The 21,153-nt window shown below is 59.0% G+C and carries 21 protein-coding genes; 12 read left to right on the forward strand and 9 right to left on the reverse strand.

Annotated features, from left to right (window positions below; all coding sequences use genetic code 11):
* Window positions 1-26: 26 nt before the first annotated feature.
* The 9 genes from ACR0A2_RS15420 to ACR0A2_RS15460 all read left to right on the forward strand — a co-directional run bounded on the left by ACR0A2_RS15420 (window position 27) and on the right by ACR0A2_RS15460 (window position 9,684).
* Window positions 27-986 (forward strand): dihydrodipicolinate synthase family protein, encoded by a 960-nt coding sequence (locus tag ACR0A2_RS15420; RefSeq protein WP_480835911.1) that lies wholly within the window; start codon window positions 27-29, stop codon window positions 984-986.
* The gene (locus ACR0A2_RS15425; protein ID WP_480835912.1) at window positions 977-1,909 is read left to right on the forward strand and encodes a 4-hydroxyproline epimerase; all 933 of its coding nucleotides are present in this window, start codon (window positions 977-979) and stop codon (window positions 1,907-1,909) included. Before ACR0A2_RS15420 ends, ACR0A2_RS15425 begins: the two co-directional genes overlap by 10 nt.
* Window positions 1,910-1,975: 66 nt before the next feature.
* Window positions 1,976-3,226: an NAD(P)/FAD-dependent oxidoreductase gene (locus ACR0A2_RS15430; protein ID WP_480835913.1), complete on the forward strand. Its 1,251-nt coding sequence runs from the start codon at window positions 1,976-1,978 to the stop codon at window positions 3,224-3,226.
* A 15-nt stretch (window positions 3,227-3,241) separates the two neighbouring features.
* Window positions 3,242-4,345, forward strand: a complete 1,104-nt coding sequence (locus ACR0A2_RS15435) for a cis-3-hydroxy-L-proline dehydratase (RefSeq protein WP_480446887.1) — start codon at window positions 3,242-3,244, stop codon at window positions 4,343-4,345.
* Window positions 4,346-4,352: 7 nt separating this feature from the next.
* Window positions 4,353-5,378, forward strand: a complete 1,026-nt coding sequence (locus ACR0A2_RS15440) for a trans-3-hydroxy-L-proline dehydratase (protein WP_480446886.1) — start codon at window positions 4,353-4,355, stop codon at window positions 5,376-5,378.
* Window positions 5,379-5,568: 190 nt separating this feature from the next.
* On the forward strand, window positions 5,569-6,249 hold the full coding sequence (locus ACR0A2_RS15445; protein WP_480835915.1) for a GntR family transcriptional regulator: 681 nt from the start codon (window positions 5,569-5,571) through the stop codon (window positions 6,247-6,249).
* Between the two features lie 72 nt (window positions 6,250-6,321).
* Entirely contained in the window at window positions 6,322-7,836 is a 1,515-nt protein-coding gene (locus ACR0A2_RS15450; RefSeq protein WP_480835950.1) for an aldehyde dehydrogenase (NADP(+)), read from the forward strand.
* Between the two features lie 84 nt (window positions 7,837-7,920).
* A complete protein-coding gene (locus ACR0A2_RS15455) occupies window positions 7,921-8,094 on the forward strand; it encodes a malonyl-CoA decarboxylase domain-containing protein (protein ID WP_171229344.1) in 174 nt (57 codons plus the stop codon).
* 75 nt (window positions 8,095-8,169) lie between these two features.
* The gene (locus ACR0A2_RS15460) at window positions 8,170-9,684 is read left to right on the forward strand and encodes a malonate--CoA ligase (protein WP_480835917.1); all 1,515 of its coding nucleotides are present in this window, start codon (window positions 8,170-8,172) and stop codon (window positions 9,682-9,684) included.
* An 87-nt stretch (window positions 9,685-9,771) separates the two neighbouring features.
* Here ACR0A2_RS15460 and katG read toward each other — a convergent pair whose 3' ends face one another.
* Window positions 9,772-11,952, reverse strand: coding sequence for a catalase/peroxidase HPI (katG, locus tag ACR0A2_RS15465; RefSeq protein ID WP_480835919.1), 2,181 nt, complete (start codon window positions 11,950-11,952; stop codon window positions 9,772-9,774).
* A 107-nt stretch (window positions 11,953-12,059) separates the two neighbouring features.
* Here katG and ACR0A2_RS15470 point away from each other — a divergent pair, with 107 nt between their 5' ends.
* Window positions 12,060-12,992 (forward strand): hydrogen peroxide-inducible genes activator, encoded by a 933-nt coding sequence (locus ACR0A2_RS15470; RefSeq protein WP_480835921.1) that lies wholly within the window; start codon window positions 12,060-12,062, stop codon window positions 12,990-12,992.
* Window positions 12,993-13,043: 51 nt separating this feature from the next.
* Here the strand turns inward: ACR0A2_RS15470 and ACR0A2_RS15475 are convergent, their stop codons facing one another.
* Window positions 13,044-13,625 (reverse strand): carboxymuconolactone decarboxylase family protein, encoded by a 582-nt coding sequence (locus ACR0A2_RS15475; protein ID WP_480835923.1) that lies wholly within the window; start codon window positions 13,623-13,625, stop codon window positions 13,044-13,046.
* Window positions 13,626-13,778: 153 nt separating this feature from the next.
* On the opposite strand from ACR0A2_RS15475, the gene ACR0A2_RS15480 reads away from it, so the two are divergent.
* Entirely contained in the window at window positions 13,779-14,882 is a 1,104-nt protein-coding gene (locus ACR0A2_RS15480; RefSeq protein ID WP_480835924.1) for a hypothetical protein, read from the forward strand.
* Between the two features lie 3 nt (window positions 14,883-14,885).
* Here ACR0A2_RS15480 and ACR0A2_RS15485 read toward each other — a convergent pair whose 3' ends face one another.
* The 4 genes from ACR0A2_RS15485 to ACR0A2_RS15500 are packed head-to-tail and all read right to left on the reverse strand — an operon-like array spanning window position 14,886 to window position 17,796.
* On the reverse strand, window positions 14,886-15,935 hold the full coding sequence (locus ACR0A2_RS15485) for an aromatic ring-hydroxylating dioxygenase subunit alpha (protein ID WP_480835926.1): 1,050 nt from the start codon (window positions 15,933-15,935) through the stop codon (window positions 14,886-14,888).
* A gap of 5 nt (window positions 15,936-15,940) precedes the next feature.
* Entirely contained in the window at window positions 15,941-16,276 is a 336-nt protein-coding gene (locus ACR0A2_RS15490) for a carboxymuconolactone decarboxylase family protein (RefSeq protein ID WP_171331556.1), read from the reverse strand.
* A gap of 11 nt (window positions 16,277-16,287) precedes the next feature.
* Window positions 16,288-17,046 carry an amino acid ABC transporter permease gene (locus tag ACR0A2_RS15495; protein WP_171118222.1) on the reverse strand — a complete coding sequence of 253 codons (759 nt, stop codon included), beginning with the start codon at window positions 17,044-17,046 and terminating at the stop codon, window positions 16,288-16,290.
* Window positions 17,047-17,055: 9 nt separating this feature from the next.
* On the reverse strand, window positions 17,056-17,796 hold the full coding sequence (locus ACR0A2_RS15500; RefSeq protein ID WP_171229337.1) for an amino acid ABC transporter ATP-binding protein: 741 nt from the start codon (window positions 17,794-17,796) through the stop codon (window positions 17,056-17,058).
* Window positions 17,797-17,917: 121 nt separating this feature from the next.
* Between ACR0A2_RS15500 and ACR0A2_RS15505 the strand changes: the two genes are divergently transcribed.
* Window positions 17,918-18,688, forward strand: coding sequence for a transporter substrate-binding domain-containing protein (locus ACR0A2_RS15505; RefSeq protein WP_152460614.1), 771 nt, complete (start codon window positions 17,918-17,920; stop codon window positions 18,686-18,688).
* Between the two features lie 54 nt (window positions 18,689-18,742).
* Here ACR0A2_RS15505 and ACR0A2_RS15510 read toward each other — a convergent pair whose 3' ends face one another.
* From ACR0A2_RS15510 to ACR0A2_RS15520, 3 genes are all read right to left on the reverse strand, one after another.
* On the reverse strand, window positions 18,743-19,351 hold the full coding sequence (locus ACR0A2_RS15510; protein WP_171118228.1) for a helix-turn-helix domain-containing protein: 609 nt from the start codon (window positions 19,349-19,351) through the stop codon (window positions 18,743-18,745).
* A gap of 77 nt (window positions 19,352-19,428) precedes the next feature.
* Entirely contained in the window at window positions 19,429-20,568 is a 1,140-nt protein-coding gene (locus ACR0A2_RS15515; RefSeq protein WP_480835930.1) for an aminotransferase class I/II-fold pyridoxal phosphate-dependent enzyme, read from the reverse strand.
* A 40-nt stretch (window positions 20,569-20,608) separates the two neighbouring features.
* Window positions 20,609-21,079: a DnaA N-terminal domain-containing protein gene (locus tag ACR0A2_RS15520; protein WP_253283585.1), complete on the reverse strand. Its 471-nt coding sequence runs from the start codon at window positions 21,077-21,079 to the stop codon at window positions 20,609-20,611.
* Window positions 21,080-21,153: the final 74 nt, after the last annotated feature.

The raw sequence follows: 21,153 nt of genomic DNA on the forward strand, positions 1-21,153 counted from the left end.
CTGAAACAACGAGGAAGATCACCTTCATGTCCAAGAATATCTTTATCGGCACCATGCCAGCCCTGATGACCCCGTGCAAAGCCGACCGGACCCCGGATTTCGATGCCCTGGTGAAAAAGGGCAAGGAAATGATCGAGGCCGGCATGTCGGCCGTGGTGTATTGCGGCTCGATGGGCGACTGGCCGTTGCTGTCGGATGCCGAACGCATGCAAGGTGTCGAATGCCTGATCGACGCCGGCCTTCCTGTCGTCGTCGGCACCGGTGCGATAAACTCGAAATCTGCCGTGGCGCTAGCTGCACATGCGCAAAAGGTCGGCGCGGCAGGGCTTATGGTCATCCCACGTGTGCTGTCGCGCGGATCGTCCATCCCGGCACAGCGCAACCACTTCAAGGCAATACTGTCAGCCGCGCCGGATATCCCGGCCATCATATACAACAGCCCCGTCTACGGCTTCGCCACCCGCGCTGATTTGTTCCTGGAATTGCGTGCAGATCATCCGAACCTTGTCGGGTTCAAGGAATTCGGAGGCAAAGGCGACCTGCGCTACGCCGCGGAACACATCACCTCGAAGGATGATCAGGTCACGCTGATGGTGGGCGTGGACACCGAGGTTTATCATGGCTTCGTCAACTGCGGCGCCACGGGTTCGATTACCGGTATCGGCACCGCCCTGCCCAAAGAGGCACTGCTGTTGGCCGCCCTGTGCCAGAAAGCGGCGGCGGGCCATGCCGAAGCGCGCCTGCGCGCGCGCGAGCTTGAAGAAGCTTTTGGCGTGCTGGCCAGCTTTGACGAAGGCACCGATTTGGTGCTGTACTACAAGCACCTGCTGGTCCTGAACGGTGAAGAGGAATACCGCTTGCACTTCAACGAAACCGACGAGTTGACGGATGCCCAGCGCAACTATTGCGAACAGCAATACAAACTGTTCCGCACCTGGTTTGCCGACTGGTCCAGCCAGGGCGGGGTCATCGCTGAATGCATGTGATCGACAGCCATACCGGAGGCATGCCCACGCGGGTCATCCTGAACGGCGGCCCCGATCTGGGGTCGGGCCCGCTGGCCGAGCGCGCGCAACGCCTGGCCACCGAGCACAAGGATTTCTACAAATCGGTCCTTCTGGAACCACGCGGTCAACCCGGCATGGTCGGGGCGCTTCTGGTGGCCCCGGAAACGTCTGGCTGCGAAACCGGCGTGATCTATTTCGATGCCGATGCCGTTCTGGGCATGTGCGGTCATGGCACCATCGGCCTTGGGGTCACTCTGGCCCATCTGGGCCGGATCGGTCCGGGGACGCACAGGGTCGAAACGCCCGCCGGCGTCATCTCGGTTGACCTGTTGGACGCCAATACGGTGCGCGTCACCAATATCGAAAGCCGCCGGGTCAGGGCTTCGGTGTCGGTAGACGTCGAAGGCCATGGAAAAGTGACCGGCGATCTGGCCTATGGTGGCAACTGGTTCTTCATTGTCGATCCCAGCCCGATGGACGTGACGCCCGGCAACATCCGTGCCCTCACCGATCTGACCATTGCAATTCGCAAAGCCTGCATCGACCAGAATGTACGTGGCGAAAACGGGGAACCGGTGGACCACGTGATCTTGCAGGACAAATCCCTGGGCAAAGGCATTCACAGCAGAAATTTCGTCCTGTGCCCGGACGATCAATATGACCGATCCCCGTGCGGGACCGGCAGTTCTGCGCGTCTGGCCTGTCTGGCCGCGGATGGAGTTCTGGTTCCGGGGCAAGAGATCGTGCAGGAAAGCGTGATCGGCAGTTCCTACCGGCTGAGCTTTCAGCCCGGTCCCAATGGCGGCATCATTCCGACTCTAACCGGGCAGGCGCATATCATGGCCGAGGGCACATTGATTTTCGCGCAAAACGATCCGTTCCGCGGTGGGATCCTTCTTTGACAAAATTATCGGGGACTGGCGCAATCCAGCCCCCGGAACCGAACCACAGTTTGAGAAGATCTGGCCATGCTGCAAGACAACCCGACGGATACCGTTGTGATCGGTGCCGGTATCATCGGCATCAGCACCGCACTTGAATTACAAAAACGCGGCCGGCGCGTGCTGGTGCTGGATCGCGAAGGCGTAGGAGCCGGCGCCTCGAAGGGCAACGCCGGAGCCTTTGCCTTTACCGACATCGTGCCATTGGCCACCCCCGGGATCATGCGCAAGGCTCCGAAATGGCTGTTTGACCCGCTGGGTCCACTTTCAATTCCTCCTTCTTACGCTTTGAACATCGCGCCGTGGATGCTGCGGTTCTGGCGGGCCAGTTGGCAGGATCGCTATGCTACGGCCTTGTCTGCGCAGGCTGCTTTGATGGATCACAGCCGCGCGGCGCTGGAACGCCAGATCGCGAATGTCGATGGCGAAGCGCTGATGCAACGCGACGGCCAGTTGCAGGTGTTCGAGGGTGAAGGCGAATTCCGCGCCAGCCTGCCCACATGGGACAGGCGCAAGGATCACGGCATCCCCTTTGATCTGCTGGACAGCCCCGACGCGATTGCGGAAATCCAGCCCGGGCTTGACCGACGATTTACCCATGCGGGTTTTACGCCCACCTGGATGAACACGGTCGATCCGGCCAGCTGGACAAGACATTTGGCCACCCGGTTCACCGCCCGTGGCGGTCAGGTTGAAATCGCGACAATCAGCGCGCTCACACCCATGGATGCGGGCGTTCGCCTGACGACTTCGATCGGTGAAATTGATGCAAGACAGGTGATCGTGGCTGCCGGGGCGTGGTCTCATCACTTGGCGAAAACCCTGGGCGATCGCATCCCTCTGGAAACCGAGCGCGGGTACAACACGACCCTGCCCCAAGGGGCCTTTGATCTGCGCACCCATCTGACATTCGGTGGCCACGGATTTGTGGTGACGCGGATCAACGGCGGTGTGCGCATCGGTGGCGCGGTCGAGTTGGGCGGGCTGGAGCTGCCGCCCAATTACAAACGCGCCGACGCGCTTCTGGCAAAGGCCGGGCGCTTCATGCCTGGCCTGAATTTGGAAGGCGGCACGCAATGGATGGGCTTTCGGCCGTCGCTGCCCGACAGTTTGCCGCTGATCGACCGCTCGGCGCGTGCACCACAGGTGTTTTACGCCTTCGGACATGGCCATCTGGGTTTGACGCAATCCGCAGGCACGGCGGAACTGGTCGCGGATCTGGTCACGGACACCAAGCCCGCGCTCGACATGAAGCCTTACGCATCCACACGCTTCTGATCAGGAGAACACCTCATGAAAATCACTGCACTGAACGTATATCAGGTGGATCTGCCGCTGAAGGAAGGCCGCTACAGCTGGTCCAATGGCAACTATGTCGAGGTCTTCGACAGCACCGTTCTCGAGATCATCACGGATGAAGGTCTCAAGGGGTATGCCGAATGCTGCCCGCTGGGATCGGCTTATCTTCCGTCCTTTGCCCTGGGCGTCAGGGCCGGGCTGGCGGAATTGTCGCTACATCTGATCGGGCAGGATCCGCTGAATATCGGCCAGATCAATCGCACCATGGATGCAGCCCTGCGTGGCCACCCCTATGCCAAGGCGCCCGTTGATATCGCCTGCTGGGATCTGCTGGGCAAGGCGACCGGGCAACCCCTCTACACCCTGTTGGGCGGCGACGCGCAACAGGACGTGGTGCTGTATCGCGCGATCAGCCAGGAAGCACCGGACATCATGGCGCAAAAGATCGAAGGTTATGCGGCCGAAGGCTATACGAAGTTTCAACTGAAAGTGGGCGGCGACGCCAATGATGACATCGACCGCATTCACGCCACCCGCGCGGTTCTGAAAAAGACCGACCTGCTGGTGGCGGATGCCAACACGGGCTGGACCCGGCACGAGGCCGCGCGTGTCGTAGGCGCCATCGCGGGCATGGATGTCTATGTGGAACAACCCTGTTTGACCTATGAGGAATGCGTGTCGATCCGCCGGCGCACCGCGCTGCCCTTCGTGATGGATGAGGTCATCGACACGCCCAACACTTTGGTCCGCGGCATCGCCGATGACGCCATGGACGTGATCAATCTGAAAATCTCCAAGGTAGGAGGTCTGACCAAGGCAAAACTGATGCGGGATCTGTGCGTGGCGCACGGTATTCCCATGACCATCGAGGACACATGGGGCGGCGACATCACCACAGCCACGATCGCCCATCTGGCGCGGTCGACACCGTCCGAGTTCACGTTCTCGGCCACCGACTTCAATTCCTATGGTACCGTGGACATCGCCGAAGGTGCGCCAAAGCGTGTCAATGGCCGGATGACCGCAGCAGATCGTCCCGGTCTGGGCGTGACACCGATCTTCGACGCGCTGGGTGCCCCCGTCGCGCAATATAGCTGAGGTAAACATGCGCAGCAGCAAAACCGTACATGTGATCTCGGCCCATGCCGAAGGTGAAGTTGGGGATGTCATCGTGGGGGGTGTCGCCCCACCGCCGGGCGACACTCTCTGGGATCAGCGAAGCTTCATTGCGCGGGACCAGACTCTGCGCAACTTTGTTCTGAACGAACCACGCGGCGGTGTGTTCCGCCATGTCAACCTTCTGGTTCCGCCAAAACACCCCGAGGCGGACGCCGCCTGGATCATCATGGAACCCGAAGACACGCCGCCCATGTCGGGGTCCAACTCGATCTGTGTCTCAACCGTGTTGCTGGATGGCGGGATCATTCCAATGCACGAGCCGGAAACCCATATGGTGCTCGAGGCACCGGGCGGGCTGGTCCGGGTGCGTGCGGAATGCCGCGATGGCAAGGCACAACGCATCTTTGTCCAGAACCTGCCCAGCTTCGCCGACAAGCTGTCCGTCCCGCTCGAGGTATCCGGACTGGGCACGATCACGGTAGACACCGCTTATGGCGGCGACAGTTTCGTGGTCGTCGATGCGCAGGCGCTTGGGTTCGCGATCGTCGACCACGAGGCCCGCGACATAGCCCGGCTGGGGGTAAAGATCACAAACGCCGCCAATGAGCAGCTTGGATTCTCGCATCCCGAGAACCCGGACTGGGATCATATATCGTTCTGCGCCTTTTGCGGCCCGTTGTATGAAACGGAAACCGGTCTGAGCGGCAAGTCCGCCGTGGCGATCCAGCCGGGCAAGGTCGACCGTTCGCCGACGGGCACCGCTGTATCCGCGCGCATGGCGCTGATGGCGGCCAAGGGGGTGATGAAACCCGGCCAGACCTTCGAGGCTGTCTCGATCATCGGATCGCGCTTTACCGGGCGGATCATTGACACAGCGCAGGTCGGTAGCCGCGCGGCGATCGTTCCTGAAATCAGCGGTCGCGGTTGGATCACCGGAATTCATCAGCACATGTTGGATCCTGACGATCCATGGCCCGGTGGCTATCGTCTGTCTGACACCTGGGGTGTTTGATGTCAGCAGGCACGTTTTTCAAAACGGAAAAGTCTGAAGATACGCGGCCACTTTACGGTTTCATCATCAGATTCAGGCCTTTTTTCAGATCTCGGGCAGGGGTCGAACATGGGTCGAAATCCAAGTTCGACTTGGAAAAGTCGGTGATTGCGGGTAATTGTATCCAAAAAACCGTGGCGGGATATTGGAAATGGCAGGAAAACGCGCGATCACGAAACAAAGCCTACCGGACGTCATCGCAAATGATCTGCGTGAACGTATCCTCAGCGGCGAACTCGCCGAAGGTGAGACGATCCGGCAGGAAGCCCTGGCCGAGGAATATGATGTCTCTCGCATGCCGATCCGCGAGGCTTTGAAACGCCTGAATGCCGAAGGTCTGGTGCAATGGGCCAACAATCGCGGCGGCTCGGTGACCAAGCATTCCCTCGACGAAATCGGTGAAATTTTCGATCTTCGCATCCTGATCGAAGTCGATCTGTTCCGCCGGGCCATCCCGAATATGGGCCCAGGGGAATTTGCGCGTTGCGACGAAATCCTCAATCAGATGGAAGCGTCGTATGATGAAAATGACGTCGGCAAGTGGGGGATATTGAACTATCAGTATCACTCGGCGCTTTATGCGGCGTCACGACGGAAGCTGACCAACGAATTGCTGGACCGCGTCAACCTGCAATCGGATCGCTATGTCAGGATGCACCTGAGCGTGATGAAACAGCGCGAACCCGCAAAAAAGGAACATCGTGATCTGTTGCGGCTGGCCCGGGAAGGCAATGTGGACAAAGCCTGCGAGGTCTTGGCCCAGCATATTCGCCGGACCAAGGAACAGCTTCTGGAAATGATCGCCTCGAAGCGCGGGACAGACGAACCCTAGGGCGGTCTTGCATGTCCTGTCATTTTGGATACATTATCCATTAATCTGGACATCCCGAAACACGAGGCCCGAATGACCTTTACTCCGCATGGCAAGCATCTGATCGCCGGCAACTGGCTTGCTGGTGACGATTTCTTTGCGTCACAACCCGCACATGGGCCATCGCATGACTTTTCGAAAGGTCGCATTTCAGACGTCGACGCCGCTGCGCAGGCCGCGGAAGAGGCGTTTTGGAGTTATGGCTATTCCACTCGGGAAGAACGCGCCGCCTTTCTGAACGCCATTGCCGACGAGATCGAAGCGCGCGCCGATGCAATCACCGAGATCGGCACTCAGGAAACCGGCCTGCCCGAGGCTCGGCTGCAAGGTGAGCGGGGCCGCACGTCGGGGCAGCTGAGGCTGTTCGCAACGCATATCCTCAGCGGCGATTATCTGGACCGACGCCACGACAGCGCACTGCCGCACCGTACACCCCTGCTCCGGCCCGATCTGAAAATGATCCAGCGCCCGATCGGCCCGGTCGCGGTGTTCGGCGCATCAAATTTCCCGCTGGCATTTTCCACCGCCGGGGGGGACACCGCCGCCGCACTGGCTGCTGGCTGCCCGGTTGTCGTCAAAGGCCACGGCGCCCATCCGGGCACCGGCGAGATCATCGCCGAAGCCATCCTTGCGGCCATCCGCCGTTGCAACATTCATCCCGGCGTTTTCAGTCTGATCCAAGACGGCGGACCGGCTGTGGGTTCAGCCTTGGTGCAGCACCCTCTGATCAAGGCGGTCGGATTCACCGGATCTCTTGCGGGCGGTCGCGCCCTGTTCGACCTGTGCGCCGCGCGCCCCGAACCGATTCCGTTTTTTGGTGAGCTTGGATCGGTCAATCCCATGTTCATTTTGGATGCGGCACTGGCAAACCGGGGTGAAGACATCGCCAAAGGCTGGGCCGGCTCGCTGACGATGGGCGCTGGTCAGTTCTGCACCAACCCGGGCGTCGTCGTGATTCCGGCAGGTGAAGCAACGGACCGTTTCGCCGAGATCGCACTGGCCGCATTGACCGAAGTTCCGGCGCAGACCATGCTGACCGACGGCATCGCCAAAGCCTATCGCAACGGTCAGGCCCGTGTTGCTGAAACCGCTGGCGTTCAAGAGGTTCTGGCTTCGACATGCGATCAGCGCAATGCGACCCCTTTCCTTTACCGAACAAGCGCCGCAACCTGGCTGGCCAACACATCCCTCGCGGAAGAGGTGTTCGGCCCGCTGGGCATCATCGTGACTGCCGAGACACCCGACGAAATGCACAACGTCGCGCGCGGATTGCACGGGCAGCTGACTTGCACCCTGCATATGGACGAGGCCGACATGGGCATGGCGCGGTCCCTGCTGCCGATCCTTGAACGCAAAGCCGGGCGTGTGTTGGCCAATGGCTTCCCCACGGGGGTCGAGGTATGTGACAGCATGGTCCATGGCGGCCCCTACCCGGCTTCGACCAATTTCGGTGCCACATCCGTGGGCACATTGTCGATCCGACGTTTCTTGCGTCCTGTCTGCTATCAGAATCTGCCGGTTGCATTGCTGCCGGAACACTTCTCATAGGGAAATCAGTCGACACCCGCCGATACTCTGAAAGCACGACGCGCAGCAGGGTGTCGGCGGCTGCAACTGCGCAATGTCAGGGGAATGAGGCACACGCCCCTGGATCCAATTGCACAGTTTCATTTGGGTAACAGTGCTTTTGTTCATTCGGTTCAGGCCAACGCAATCCCGGCCCGATCCGTTGGCACTTTGGTGAACTACCTGTATGAAATGACCCGTGTTGCCCAGTACCAAAAACCAATTCGCCACGACCCATGAGATGATCGCCTCATTCGAGATCAATTTCCTCGATGCATCCACCTCTCTTTTCATATCTCAAGAAAGGTAAACCTGATGGCTAACCCTCTGTATGACGGCCTGTTCGGCATCCACGCCGGCAAAGGCACACCTTTTTTACAGCTGCTGGACGGGACAACGATCTCTCACCAGGATTTCCTGGGCAAAGCGGCGCAGATTGCGCATGTGGCCACGCATCTGGGCCTGAACCCCGGTGACCGCGTTGCGGCGCAGGTTGAAAAAACCCCCGAGGCGCTGGCGCTTTATGCCGCCTGCGCCCAGGCCGGTCTGGTGTTCCTGCCGCTGAATACCGCCTACACGGTCGATGAATTGACCTATTTCATCGAAAACAGCGGGGCTTCGCTGATTATCTGCGACACCGAAAGAGAAGGAAAACTCACCCCTGTCGGCGCGCAGCTGGGCGCACGGGTAGAGACGCTGAACGCGGATGGCACCGGGTCTCTGACAGATCTGGCCGCGACCATGCCGACACATTTCGAAACCGTCGCCCGCGATGGCGAGGATCTGGCAGCATTCCTCTACACATCCGGAACCACAGGCCGTTCCAAAGGCGCCATGCTGACCCAGAACAATCTGCTGTCGAATGCACGGACACTGGTCAAGGAATGGCGCTTCACCTCGCAGGATGTGCTGCTGCATGCCCTGCCGATCTTTCACACGCACGGGCTGTTCGTCGCGACCAATATCATGCTGGCCGCAGGTGGATGCATGATCTGGCTGCCCAAATTCGATCTGGACCAGATCATCGACAAATTGCCCTGTGCCACGTCGATGATGGGTGTCCCAACCTTCTATACGCGCCTGTTGGACGACCCGCGTTTTACCAGGGAACTGGCCACCCATATGCGCCTGTTCGTTTCCGGATCGGCACCGCTGCGGGCGGAAACCCATGTGCAGTTCGAAGAACGAACGGGCCATCGCATCCTTGAACGCTATGGCATGACTGAAACCAACATGAACACGTCAAACCCATATGACGGCGAGCGGCGCGCCGGAACGGTCGGGCACCCGCTGCCCGGGGTCGAACTGAAGATCTGTGATTCAGACGGCAATACCCTGCCTGCGGGCGAGATCGGCAAAATTGAAGTGCGCGGGCCCAACGTCTTCAAAGGGTATTGGCAGATGCCTGAAAAAACCGCTGCCGAACTGCGCGACAACGGCTTTTTCATCACCGGTGATCTGGGCCGCATCGACGAGGAGGGTTACGTCCATATCGTTGGTCGCAACAAGGATCTGATCATTTCGGGCGGCTACAACATTTACCCAAAAGAGATCGAGATGGTTCTCGATGATCAACCCGGTGTTCTGGAAAGCGCCGTGATCGGCGTGCCACATCCCGATTTCGGAGAAACGGTTGTTGGTGTCATCGTGGCAGAGCCCGGCCAGACCCCTGATCCGGATGCGATAACGGGCGCGGTCCGCGAAGGTCTGGCCCGGTTCAAGCATCCGCGCAAGCTGATCGTTCTGGATGAACTGCCCCGCAACACGATGGGCAAGGTTCAAAAGAACATTCTGCGTGACCGATACAAAGATCTCTTCATGACCGTGTGAGCAAGTCTCGGCACAGCGGGGATCAGCGGATGCACCCCCTGAAAAGAAAATCAGGCGAGGGTGTCCCCGCCTGATTTATTACATGATTCAGGCAACCAGATCGAACCGGTCGTTGTTCATGATCTTGGTCCATGCCGCCACAAAATCGCGCACGAATTTCTCGGCGTTGTCGTCCTGAGCGTAGACCTCAGCATAGCTGCGCAGGATCGAGTTCGAACCGAAGACCAGATCAGCGCTGGTTGCGGTGAACTTGACCTCACCCGAGGCGCGGTCGCGCAGCTCATAGGTGCCTCCGTCAACCGGATGCCAGCTCAGCGACATATCCGTCAGGTTGACGAAAAAGTCGGTTGTCAGCTGGCCCACCCGGTCGGTGAAGACGCCATGCGGCGATCCGCCATGGTTGGCACCCAGCACACGCAGACCACCGACCAGAACGGTCATCTCGGCCGCGGTCAGATCCAGCAGTTGCGCGCGATCCAGCATCATCGCCTCTGGCGAGACCGCGTATTCCTTCAGCTGCCAGTTGCGGAACCCGTCCGCCAGCGGCTCAAGTACCGAGAAGCTGTCCACATCGGTCTGCTCGATCGACGCGTCGCCGCGACCGGCCGAGAACGGAACCGCCACGTCAAAGCCTGCGGCCTTGATCGCCTGCTCCAGCCCGACATTGCCCGCCAGAACGATCACGTCGGCAATCGATGCACCGGTTTCCGCCGCGATCGGCTCCAGCACACCCAGCACCTTCGCCAGACGTTCGGGTTCGTTGCCCGCCCAGTCCTTTTGCGGCGCCAGTCGGATGCGCGCCCCATTTGCGCCGCCGCGCTTGTCCGACCCGCGGAAGGTTCGGGCACTGTCCCAGGCGGTAGTGATCATCTCGGCGATGGTCAGGCCGCTGTCTGCGATCTTGGCCTTGACGGCATCTATGTCGTAATCTGTCGAACCGGCCGGGATCGGATCCTGCCAGATCAGGTCTTCCGACGGCACGTCCGGGCCATAATAGTTGACGCGCGGACCCATGTCGCGGTGGGTCAACTTGAACCAGGCACGTGCAAATGTATCGGCAAAATAGTCCGGATCCGCCATGAATTTCTGACAGATCGCGTTGTAGGTCAGGTCGACCTTCATCGCCATATCCGCATCGGTCATCATCGGCATGCGACGAACAGAGGGGTCGGTCGGGTCAACCGGCCTTTCGTCTTCGGGCATGTCGACGGGCTGCCACTGATGGGCACCTGCGGGTGATTTGCCCAGTTCCCACTCGTAGCCGAACAGGTAGTCGAAATAGCCCATGTCAAATTTCAACGGCTCTTTCGTCCACGCCCCTTCGATCCCCGAGGTAAAGGCGTTGGCCGCTTTGCCGTTCTGATCAGGGTTTTCCCATCCCAGCCCCTGGCTGGACACCGGGCAGGCTTCGGGCTCGGCGCCGATATTGTCGCCGGGCATCGCACCATGGGCTTTGCCGACGGTGTGCCCCCCGCAGGTCAATGCCGCGGTCTCTTCGTCGTTCATCGCCATACGCGCAAAGGTTTCACGGATATGCAGCGCGGTCTTGGCCGGATCCGGGTTGCCGTTCACGCCTTCGGGGTTCACATAGATCAGGCCCATATGCACCGCACCCAGAGGGTTTTCCAGCGTGCCGGGGGTTTCCAGATCGCCATAGCGGTTCTCGGACGGGGCCAGCCACTGGTTTTCAGAACCCCAGTAAACATCTTTCTCGGGGCCCCAGATGTCTTCGCGACCAAAGCCGAAACCAAAGGTCTTCAATCCCATGGATTCATACGCCACCGTGCCCGACAGAACGATCAGATCGGCCCAGGACAGCGCGTTGCCGTATTTCTTTTTCACCGGCCACAGCAGACGGCGGGCTTTGTCCAGGCTTGCATTGTCCGGCCATGAATTCAGTGGCGCGAACCGGATGTTGCCCGAACCGGCGCCACCTCGACCATCCCCCAGACGGTAAGACCCGGCCGAGTGCCACGCCAGACGGATCATCAGCCCGCCATAGTGACCCCAGTCAGCCGGCCACCAGTCCTGGCTGTCGGTCAGCAACGCCTCGACATCGGCACGGACCGCTTTGAAATCAAGCCCTTTGACCGCTTCACGATGGTTGTAGTCGGCATCCATCGGGTTGGTGCGCGTGTCGTGCTGGCTCAGAATGTCCAGGTTCAGCGCATCCGGCCACCACTTGGTGACGGAATTGCCCGTACCAGTATTGCCGCCATGCATGACAGGGCAGCCGCCGGTTTGGTGATTGTGGGGGGTACCGTCCATTGTAAATCTCCTGAGTATTTACCTAGGGGTTCAGATATCTTGACTCGTACCCCACGGCTTCGATAATTGGAAATTTGTAATTACTATCGTTGTGATTAATTTTTCATATGAAGGCACTCACCCTCAAACATCTGCGCTATTTCGAGGCGCTCGCCACGCACGGCCATTTTGGCAAGGCCGCCGCGGCCAGTGCGATATCGCAGCCCGCGCTTTCCATACAAATCAAAGAGCTGGAGGCAATCATGGGTGGGCCGCTGGTCGAACGCGCGGCCCGGCAAACCCGCCTGACAGCACTTGGCGAGGACGTGCTGAAACATGGCCGCGAAATCCTGACCCGGGTCGAGGATTTGGGGAAATTGGTGCAATCTCCCTCGGGCCCCCTGTCCGGCCGCATCAGAATCGGGGTCATTCCCACGGTCGCGCCCTATTTGCTGCCCTCGATCATCAAAGCTTTGTCGCAGCGTTTCCCACAACTGACCATCGAACCCAAGGAAACGATAACCAAGACGTTGATCGGTGAAATACTGGATTCGAAACTGGATTTCGGTGTCGTTGCCCTGCCCGTCTCCGAACCCAGCCTCCGCGAGTTCTCGCTGTTCAACGAAGATTTTCTGCTGGTTCGCCCGGCGCAGGATGCCGACCTGCCGATGCCAAGTTCCTCGCAGCTCAGAACCATGCGCCTGCTGTTGCTGGAAGAGGGGCATTGCTTCAGGGATCAGGCCCTGTCCTTCTGTTCGATCCGCAACATCGAACCGCAGCACATCATGGAGGGCAGTTCGCTTTCCACACTGGTTCAGATGGTCGGCGCCGGCATCGGTGTGACCCTGATACCGGAAATGGCGGTCGGGCTGGAAACCCGATCCGCGGATGTGTCCATTGCCCGGTTTCAGGACACGCCGCCGACACGGACGATTGGTCTGATCTGGCGAAAGACCAACCCGCTCAGCGAAAACCTGTTGAAGATCGGCGCGATCATCCGCAAAACAGCCGAGGAAAACACGTGGGGCGTGAAACCGCCTCAGCCTGAAACAACAGGCTGACCCGCCCGAAACGATGTTCCTCGGCACGAAGGCCAGACCCGGCGCAACTCGTCAGTCGTCACCGGTGTAATAGCCGATCACATCATTCTCGGTCGTTGCACCCAACCCGTTCAGCAACCGGTTTGAATAGTTGAAATAGGCGCAGACCTGATTGACCTCCAGGATCTCGCCATCCTCACAGCCAGCAATCTTGAGCGCTTCGAAGTCGGACTTGACCATTTTGCCAACATCCGTCGTCAGCTTGGCGGCATAGCGCAGCAGCGCCAGTTCCATGCCCTCGAATTCATCCTCGGGCCGATGCGCCTTGAGCGCGACGAAAATCCGGTCGCTGCGCGGCTGGTCCTTCAGCAGGTTGCGCACGTTCATGAAGTGATGGGTCAGTGAATAGGTGCAATCGTTCAGGATCGAGGTATAGCTGGCGACAACTTCGAGGAACCAGAATGGCAACTGGTTGTCGTCGGAATGCAGGACCGAACGGTACAGCGTCACATGCCCGTTCATCGTTTCGGGCCGCAATGAATGCACACGCATGACCGTGTCCACGGTGCCATGAGGGGTGCGGGCCTTGTCCAGCAGATCTTTCAGGCGGCCCTCGGCCTTGTCGTCCGAGATCATCTCGATCCAAGCGCTCATTGCTGTGTCTCCTGTCTTGTTCGGGCTCAGCTTATGTACAAAGCCCACAGGCATGTCAGTTAATTTTTTTCTTAAGGTGAAATTTTTTCTGGATCACGGAAACGTGAAAGATGTAAAAACCAGCGCGGGGGATTTTGTTGAGGATCAACGCGAATGCACAGTCCAGAGCTTATGGCGGGTGCCGAAAACCTGTTGTTCAGATGCGGCGGCCTGACGGCGGGCGACCAGTTGCTTGTGGTCTGCGAAGATGCGGCTAACGGGTATTATGATGCCGAGATCACCGAGGCTATCGTGGAATGCGCGCGACAGAACCGGATCAAGACCACAGTTCGAACCCTCGCATTCGATCCTATGGGTTCATCGCTGCCAGCGGATCTGAAAACGGCGATGGAAGCGGCGGATCGCACCTTGTTTCTGTCCCGCACCGGCGATCAGATTCGTTTCGACGCGGGAATGAGGGGCGTTCGGCCCATCATGTCATATGCGCTGGACGCCGGAATGCTGGCCTCGGGTTTCGGGCGCGCAAACTACACCGGGTTCGTTGAACTGAAAAACGCGGTCAACCGGCTGCTGGCCAATGCCGGGCACATCCACGTAACCTGCCCATTGGGCACCGACTTCGCCGGCCCCGGCGCCGCCTTCCCCCCAGCAGGTGCCGCGGATGTCAGCGTGGCGCGTTTTCCGATGTCGGTCTTTGCCCCGGTTCCCGCGCAGGGGTTTTCCGGCGTGCTGGTTCAGGACGGGTTTCTGGTCGGCACCGGTTCGAAATTCTACGAACCATACGGCTGCGACCTGCGCGAACCGCTGAACATACGGTTCGAAAACAACCGCCTGACCGGCTTTGACGGCCATCCCATGGATGTGCATTGCGCGCAGATGCATTACGAAAAAGTCGGCAAGATGTTCGACCTTGACCCCCTGACCATGCATTCTTGGCACGCAGGCATCCACCCGGGCTGCGCCTACACGACCCCGGCCCGAAGCAATTTTGAACGTTGGAGCGGGTCGGCCTTTGGCAATCCGCGTCTGCTGCACTTTCACACATGCGGGCATTATGCGCCGGGTGAGATTTCGCTGAACGTGCTGGACCCGACGATCCGCGTGGACGGTGTTTCGATCTGGGATGCCGGTGTTCTCCGGGCCGACCTGTTGCCCGGTGGGGCTGAAATTCTCGACCGGTATCCCTGCATCAAAGCGGTGTTCGACGCCCCGGCCCGACACGTGGGCCAAGGCGCGAACGGGCGCTTGTCGGCCTGATGATCAGCCGGCCTGCTGCGCGATCAGCTTTGCAACCCGTGCGCGGAACCGCATCGCGCCTGCGTCCAGCCCGAGGTTGATATAGCCGGTCTTGCGCCGCGCCATGCCGGTTTGAACGTGTTCCAGAACCTCTTTGTCCTCGTTGAAGGCCATGACCGCGCCTTCGAACATGCGCTGCGACATGGCCGTGTCATCCGCGTGCATGTTGCGGTGCTGGAACCAGAAATACCGCGATGTTTCCGCATCGACCGGTGTGATGAAGTTGTACGAAATATTGACAAAGGCATTGGGCGAAATCGGCCGATCCGCCCTTCCTTCTCCGGCCGGAGTGTAAATGGACATGTTGATCGCAGTGGACGGCAGACGGCATTCGTAATGCTGCTTGCGGTCGCAGCTTGGCCCAAACGGCAGTATCGGCGCATAGTAGGGCGGCGCGGGTTCATCCGCGATCCAGCGCGAAACAATGACGCCGCTTTCGGTTTCTTCAAGATCCAGCGGGCGGTTGTCGGTTCCCGCCCCGGCAAACGAGGTCAGATGCACCCAGGCCACATGGCTTGGATCCAGCAGGTTGTCGATAATGTAAAGGTAATGGCACGCCATCTCCATCGCCCCGGTCCGGGTCTTGCCCCAGGACGGGTTGTCGAAATTGGGGATGTCGATGATATCGTCTGTGCTGGCTTTGTCCGGGTCCCCCATCCACAACCAAAGAAACCCCCAGCGGTCTTCGGCCGGGTATGCATGCACGGCGGCGCGGCGCGGAGGATTGTCCAGCTGTGTCGGGGCGCTGACACATTCACCGCCGCAGCCGAATGTCAGACCGTGATAGCCGCAAACCACATGATCCCCTTCGATGGTGCCCCGAGACAGCGGCAGCTTTCTATGCGGGCAAGCGTCCTCCAACGCGATTGCTTTGCCCGCTGTGTCACGATAGATTACGATATCATCGCCCAACATTCGCACGGCACTCAGGCTGCGGCCAAAATCCTCGGACCGTCCGGCGACGTACCAGCTGTTGCGAATAAACCCCTCTGCTCCGGCCAGATCAGGACGCATGTTTCTTACTCCGAAAACTCGTCAAAAGCCCTGAGCGCCTTGGCGCTGTAGGCATAGGACGGCCCGCCGCCCATATAGGTGGCCATGGCCAATGCCTCGCACATCTGAGCGCGGGTTGCGCCCAGCCGAACCAGCGCACGCACGTGGAATCCGATGCAGCTGTCGCAGCGGGTCGCGATCGCAATGCCGAGCGCCATGAACTCCTTGGTTTTCTCGCTCAGCGCCCCGTCAGTCTTGGCCGCCTTGCCCATGATGCCAAAGCCGCGCACGGTTTCCGGCACTTCTTTCGAGAAGGTTCCGATATTGGCCTCGGTCTCAGCCATGAAATCTTTCCAGTTCATTTCTTCACTCCTTATCCGCGCTCGTCCGCGCCCATGCGACGCTCCAGCCAGCGCACCCCGGCTGAGATGATCAAAACCAGGATCAGGTATTCGAAAATCAGCAGGGTGTAGATTTCCAGCGGGCGGTATTCCGTCACCACCAGTTCATTCGCCCGGCGGGTCAGTTCCTGCATCCCGATGACGCTGGCAAAGGCGCTCATCTTGACGATGTAGATGAACTGGTTTGCCAAAGGCGGCAGAATGCGCCGGATCGCCTGCGGCAGGATCACATAGCGCATGGTCTGCACATAGTTCAGCCCGATGGTCTGCGCTGCCTCGCGCTGTCCACGCGCAATGGATTGAATGCCTGCGCGATAGATCTCGGCCGTAAAGGCGCTGTCTGAAATCGCCAACGTTATGATCGCCCCCCAGAAGGGATCGATGGGGATGTTCAGACCCATCGACTGAAACACGATGGGCAAGCCGTAAAACACCCAGAACAGCATCGGCAACAGGGGAATGGCGCGGATGAACTCCACGTAAACCCGGTTCACAACCCGCCAGCCACGTTTTTCGGACAATCCCGGCAGGGCGACCAGCAATCCGATGACGATCGACAGAACGGCGGCGATCAGGGAAATCTGGATCGTCGCGCCCATCCCCGAGATCAGGAATTTCACATTGGTCCAACCCGAGGCCGTCGTCGGATCGATAACGTACCAGCCCCAGGTCTGCGACGACGAACAGCCTGCCAGAAGAAGCAGAGGCAAAATGAGAAGAAGTTTTTTCATCGGCCCCTCTCAGTGTTGCAGGATCTGGGACAGGAATTTGCGACACCGATCGGACTGAGGATCGGTGAAGAAATGTTCGGGCTTGCCTTCTTCGACGATTTCACCGGCATCCATGAAGATCATCTTGTCGGCCACCTTTCGGGCAAACCCCATCTCATGCGTGACAACCACCATGGTCATCCCCTCATTGGCCAACTCGACCATCACGTCCAACACTTCCGAGATCATCTCGGGGTCCAGTGCCGAGGTCGGCTCGTCAAACAGCAGCACACGCGGCTCCATGCACAGCGACCGGGCGATGGCGACGCGTTGCTGCTGACCACCCGATAACTGAATGGGCTTTTTGTCGGCCTGATCTGGAATATGCACCCGGTCCAGATAGTGGCGCGCTTTTTCCTCTGCCTCTTTGCGGCCGAGACCGCGCGCCTTGATCGGGCCCAAAGTCAGGTTTTCCAATACGGTCAGATGCGGGAACAGGTTGAACTGCTGGAACACCATTCCAACCTCGGACCGGATCCTGGCCACGGATTTCTCGTCATCCGTCAACTCGATCCCATCTACGCGGATAGTGCCTTTCTGATGTTTTTCCAACTGGTTGATACATCGCACAACGGTGGATTTTCCTGACCCGGAAGGCCCGCAAATCACCACCTTTTCGCCGCTGTTGACCGTCAGATTGATGTCCTTGAGAACGTGAAACGTGTCGAACCACTTGTTCACGCCCACAAGTTCGATTGCGGCGTCTGGCATAAGATGAACTGCCCCTGTTTTAGTCCCAGTATAATATTTTCTTGAGGTTATCTTTCCCTTTGGGCTTAAATCAATGAAGAATACGGCCACAAGGTCGAAACGCCACCAACGGGAGAAACCGATGAACACTTTTTGGAAAGCTGCGGCAGCCGCTGCGCTTGGACTTGTCTTGTCAGGCGCTGCGCAGGCGCAATCTGCACTGAACGAGGTGCTGGATTCCGGCGTGCTCAAGGTGGGCACCACGGGCGATTGGAATCCCATGTCGCTCCGCGACCCTGCTACCAACAGCTACAAAGGGTACGACATCGACATCATGAACGAGCTGGCCGCCGATCTGGGGGTCGAGGTCGAATATGTCCCCACCGACTGGAAAACACTGGTCAACGGTGTGGTGGCAGGCAAGTATCACCTGACCGGCTCGGCATCGATTTCGCCGCCACGCATGAAGGTCGCAGGTTTTTCCGACAGCTATATTTCGGTGGAACTCTTCCCCTATACGACCAAGGACAAGGCCGACAAGTTCGACGGTTATGACTCGATCAACCAGCCCGGAGTAAAGGTCGCGACCACCCTGGGCACAACATTCGAAAAACGCGTCCGCGAATGGTTCCCGAACGCAGAAATCAAGGTGGTCGAGGCCCCGGCCCGCGGTTTTCAGGAAGTAATCGCAGGACGCGCGGATGTCTTCATCACGTCGAACATCGAAGGTTCGACCCTCGAGGCGAAATTTCCGGTGGTACGCGTGAAGAATGCAGGCCCGCGTTCGCCGTCACCCATCGCGATGATCCTGCCACAGGCCGATCAGGTGTGGATCAACTATGTAAACAACTGGATCGAAGTCAAAAAGGCGCAAGGGTTCTTCGAGGAAAATCGCAAGAAATGGGGCCTCTGATTCTTCTCGGATCACCTTGATTCCCAAACGCCCGGCCCGGTCGCCGGGCGTTTTTCAATTGTCGCCCGACACGGCCTTGGCAACCACGGTGACAAAGCTGACCGTGTCAGTTTTCAACTCCAACGGCCCATGAGTGGCGTTTGAATCAAAACTCAGACTGTCGCCCGGCCGCATGTGATAGGCGGCTTCACCGCAGCCATAGACCATCTCGCCGGCGGTGACGTGGATGAATTCGACACCCTGGTGTTGGTAAAGCGGGCGTTCGTCCAACGGACCTTCCAATGTAACGCTGAAACTCTCGAAACTGACATGTTTCGCTTCGGCCCGACCGATCAGCTTGTAACTGTGCCCGAAACCGGTGCCCAACCGTTGCACGGTTACACCTTCACCCGCAGCCACAAATGACACATCCGTGCGTTCGACCGTACCGGCGAAGAAGTTGATCAACGGAACGCCGATTCCGCCGGCCAAGGCCTCAAGCGTCGCCAGTGAGGCTGACACCTGACCGCGCTCGATCTTGGAAATCATCGCCGTGGACACGCCGGACCGCTGAGACAATTCGGCCAGAGTCAACCCGGCCAGCGCGCGATGCGTTTTCACCGCGGACCCGACCAGGTGATCCAGCGGCGGTTTTTCGGCGGAAAGCACAGGTGAATCTTCCATTTGCGAAGCCTATCGACACGTATGAAAAAGGCAAAAGAAATGTCACCAACCTCTCGCACAAATTCGGCGGCAAACTCTCAGCGTCCGTTCAGAATGTCTCCTGTAAGATCATTCAACTTGGCCAACCCGTTGCGCAGATGATCTTCGGGCAGGGCCGAGCTGAACCGAAAATGGTTCTCGACCCCGAACCGCGACCCCGGAATGACCAGTACGTCTTTTTCGCGCAACAGGCGCATGCTGAACGCCTCGGATGCGATCGGTAGATTGAACCGCACGAACGACATGGCCGACGCCTGAGGTGGTACAACGGAAAACACCCCCTGATGCCGCGCCAGTTCTTCCGTCAGAACGTCAAACCCCGTGCGGATCAAACGGCGCGCACGGGCTTTCAACTTGGACCGTGCCGGTTCGGCAAGCGCCTTGTCCGCCAGTTCCATCGACAACATGGATGCCGCGATCGACGCATATTCGTGCCGCCGCCAGCAGTGCTGAATGATGTCGTCGGGCCCAACCAGCCATCCCAGCCTCAGCCCCGGAAGCCCATAGGCCTTGGACATGGAGTTCACCACAAGAACCCTGTCCGTACTTCCCCAGAACGAAGGTGTTTCGGTGTCACCTTCGCGCTCGGTTCCGGCATAAACCTCGTCTGAAACGATCCAGGCGCCAACGCGCTCGGCAGCCGATACGATACGGGCGCGATCCGCTTCGGTCAGGATACGGCCCGTTGGATTGTTCGGGTTCACCACATGGATGATGCGGGTTCTGTCATCAACCGCCCGCTCCAGCGCTTCCGCGTCTATGCCCCACCCTGCGGATTCGATCAGATCGACCCAACGCACTTCGTTGCCCAGATTGGAGGCATTTCCTGAAATCTGTTCATAGGTCGGTCGGAAACACACAACGTTGTCGCCGGGCTCCAACAAGGTGCTGGCCACCAGCGTGTTCGCTTCGGTTGCGCCGACCGTGACCAATACCCCATCTGCCGAGGCCCCCGGATACAAGCCTGCGATGGTGTCGCGCAGGGATTGCTTTCCATTGACTTGCGGATAGTCGATCATCGTTGTCAGCAGAGCCTCGAGATCAATCCCGGCCAGCTCTATCAATCCCTGCAACGACATGGGATGTACGCCGCTTTCCGAGAAATTGAAGACCACCCCGTGTTCCGTTTCGGACAGAAACTGTTCGACCCGAAATGGTTGAAAATTTCGGTTGATCATGATGTATCCTTTGCTCGGCCGTGCTGCGCACCGGACAGCCTCAATCGGCTGCGTTTACATGAACCGTTCTGATACTGGGATCGACGCGGCTGTAGGCGGCCAGCAATCGTGCCGTCCATTTCTGTGCAATGTAATCCGCCATGAACCGCGAGGGTGCAACCAGAATGACGCGTCCCCCTGCCCTTTCCGACTCGGACAGATGCTGGAACCAACTCGCCCACAGCTCGGGATCGCGGCCGTGAAGGATTGACTGCACCTGCGACCAGACATCCTCGGGCTTGGCTTCGGGAGTGTTGATTTCAGGCCCCGGGGATTTTGCCGCGAAAGGCACGACATTTGTTACGGGCTCGGAATCCTCGCTCATCCGGGCCTGGAAATCGGAGCCTATGATCGGCCAGACCTCCTGCGTATCGATCATGATCTGTTTGAGGTCGATTTCATAGACCGCGACCCGGCCCCGTGCAGCAGGCCGTTTGACCGTTACCCAACCTAATGCGCGAAATCTGGCCATTTCGCGCTTTACAGTCCTTTCGTTCACTGACCAAAGGCGCGAAATTTCTTCGCGTCCAATCGATAATTCGTTGT

The sequence above is a fragment of the Ruegeria sp. H8 genome (assembly GCF_056532905.1).

Coding starts and splice junctions, on each gene's coding strand:
- ACR0A2_RS15505 (WP_152460614.1), top strand. CDS start 17,918: ATGAACACTTTTTGGAAAGCTGCGGCAGCCGCTGCGCTTGGACTTGTC.
- ACR0A2_RS15435 (WP_480446887.1), top strand. CDS start 3,242: ATGAAAATCACTGCACTGAACGTATATCAGGTGGATCTGCCGCTGAAG.
- ACR0A2_RS15475 (WP_480835923.1), bottom strand. CDS start 13,625: ATGAGCGCTTGGATCGAGATGATCTCGGACGACAAGGCCGAGGGCCGC.
- ACR0A2_RS15450 (WP_480835950.1), top strand. CDS start 6,322: ATGACCTTTACTCCGCATGGCAAGCATCTGATCGCCGGCAACTGGCTT.
- ACR0A2_RS15510 (WP_171118228.1), bottom strand. CDS start 19,351: ATGGAAGATTCACCTGTGCTTTCCGCCGAAAAACCGCCGCTGGATCAC.
- ACR0A2_RS15480 (WP_480835924.1), top strand. CDS start 13,779: ATGCACAGTCCAGAGCTTATGGCGGGTGCCGAAAACCTGTTGTTCAGA.
- ACR0A2_RS15470 (WP_480835921.1), top strand. CDS start 12,060: ATGAAGGCACTCACCCTCAAACATCTGCGCTATTTCGAGGCGCTCGCC.
- ACR0A2_RS15425 (WP_480835912.1), top strand. CDS start 977: ATGCATGTGATCGACAGCCATACCGGAGGCATGCCCACGCGGGTCATC.
- ACR0A2_RS15420 (WP_480835911.1), top strand. CDS start 27: ATGTCCAAGAATATCTTTATCGGCACCATGCCAGCCCTGATGACCCCG.
- ACR0A2_RS15485 (WP_480835926.1), bottom strand. CDS start 15,935: ATGCGTCCTGATCTGGCCGGAGCAGAGGGGTTTATTCGCAACAGCTGG.
- ACR0A2_RS15430 (WP_480835913.1), top strand. CDS start 1,976: ATGCTGCAAGACAACCCGACGGATACCGTTGTGATCGGTGCCGGTATC.
- ACR0A2_RS15445 (WP_480835915.1), top strand. CDS start 5,569: ATGGCAGGAAAACGCGCGATCACGAAACAAAGCCTACCGGACGTCATC.
- ACR0A2_RS15455 (WP_171229344.1), top strand. CDS start 7,921: ATGAGGCACACGCCCCTGGATCCAATTGCACAGTTTCATTTGGGTAAC.
- ACR0A2_RS15515 (WP_480835930.1), bottom strand. CDS start 20,568: ATGATCAACCGAAATTTTCAACCATTTCGGGTCGAACAGTTTCTGTCC.
- ACR0A2_RS15500 (WP_171229337.1), bottom strand. CDS start 17,796: ATGCCAGACGCCGCAATCGAACTTGTGGGCGTGAACAAGTGGTTCGAC.
- ACR0A2_RS15460 (WP_480835917.1), top strand. CDS start 8,170: ATGGCTAACCCTCTGTATGACGGCCTGTTCGGCATCCACGCCGGCAAA.
- ACR0A2_RS15440 (WP_480446886.1), top strand. CDS start 4,353: ATGCGCAGCAGCAAAACCGTACATGTGATCTCGGCCCATGCCGAAGGT.
- ACR0A2_RS15490 (WP_171331556.1), bottom strand. CDS start 16,276: ATGAACTGGAAAGATTTCATGGCTGAGACCGAGGCCAATATCGGAACC.
- ACR0A2_RS15495 (WP_171118222.1), bottom strand. CDS start 17,046: ATGAAAAAACTTCTTCTCATTTTGCCTCTGCTTCTTCTGGCAGGCTGT.
- ACR0A2_RS15520 (WP_253283585.1), bottom strand. CDS start 21,079: ATGGCCAGATTTCGCGCATTAGGTTGGGTAACGGTCAAACGGCCTGCT.
- katG (WP_480835919.1), bottom strand. CDS start 11,952: ATGGACGGTACCCCCCACAATCACCAAACCGGCGGCTGCCCTGTCATG.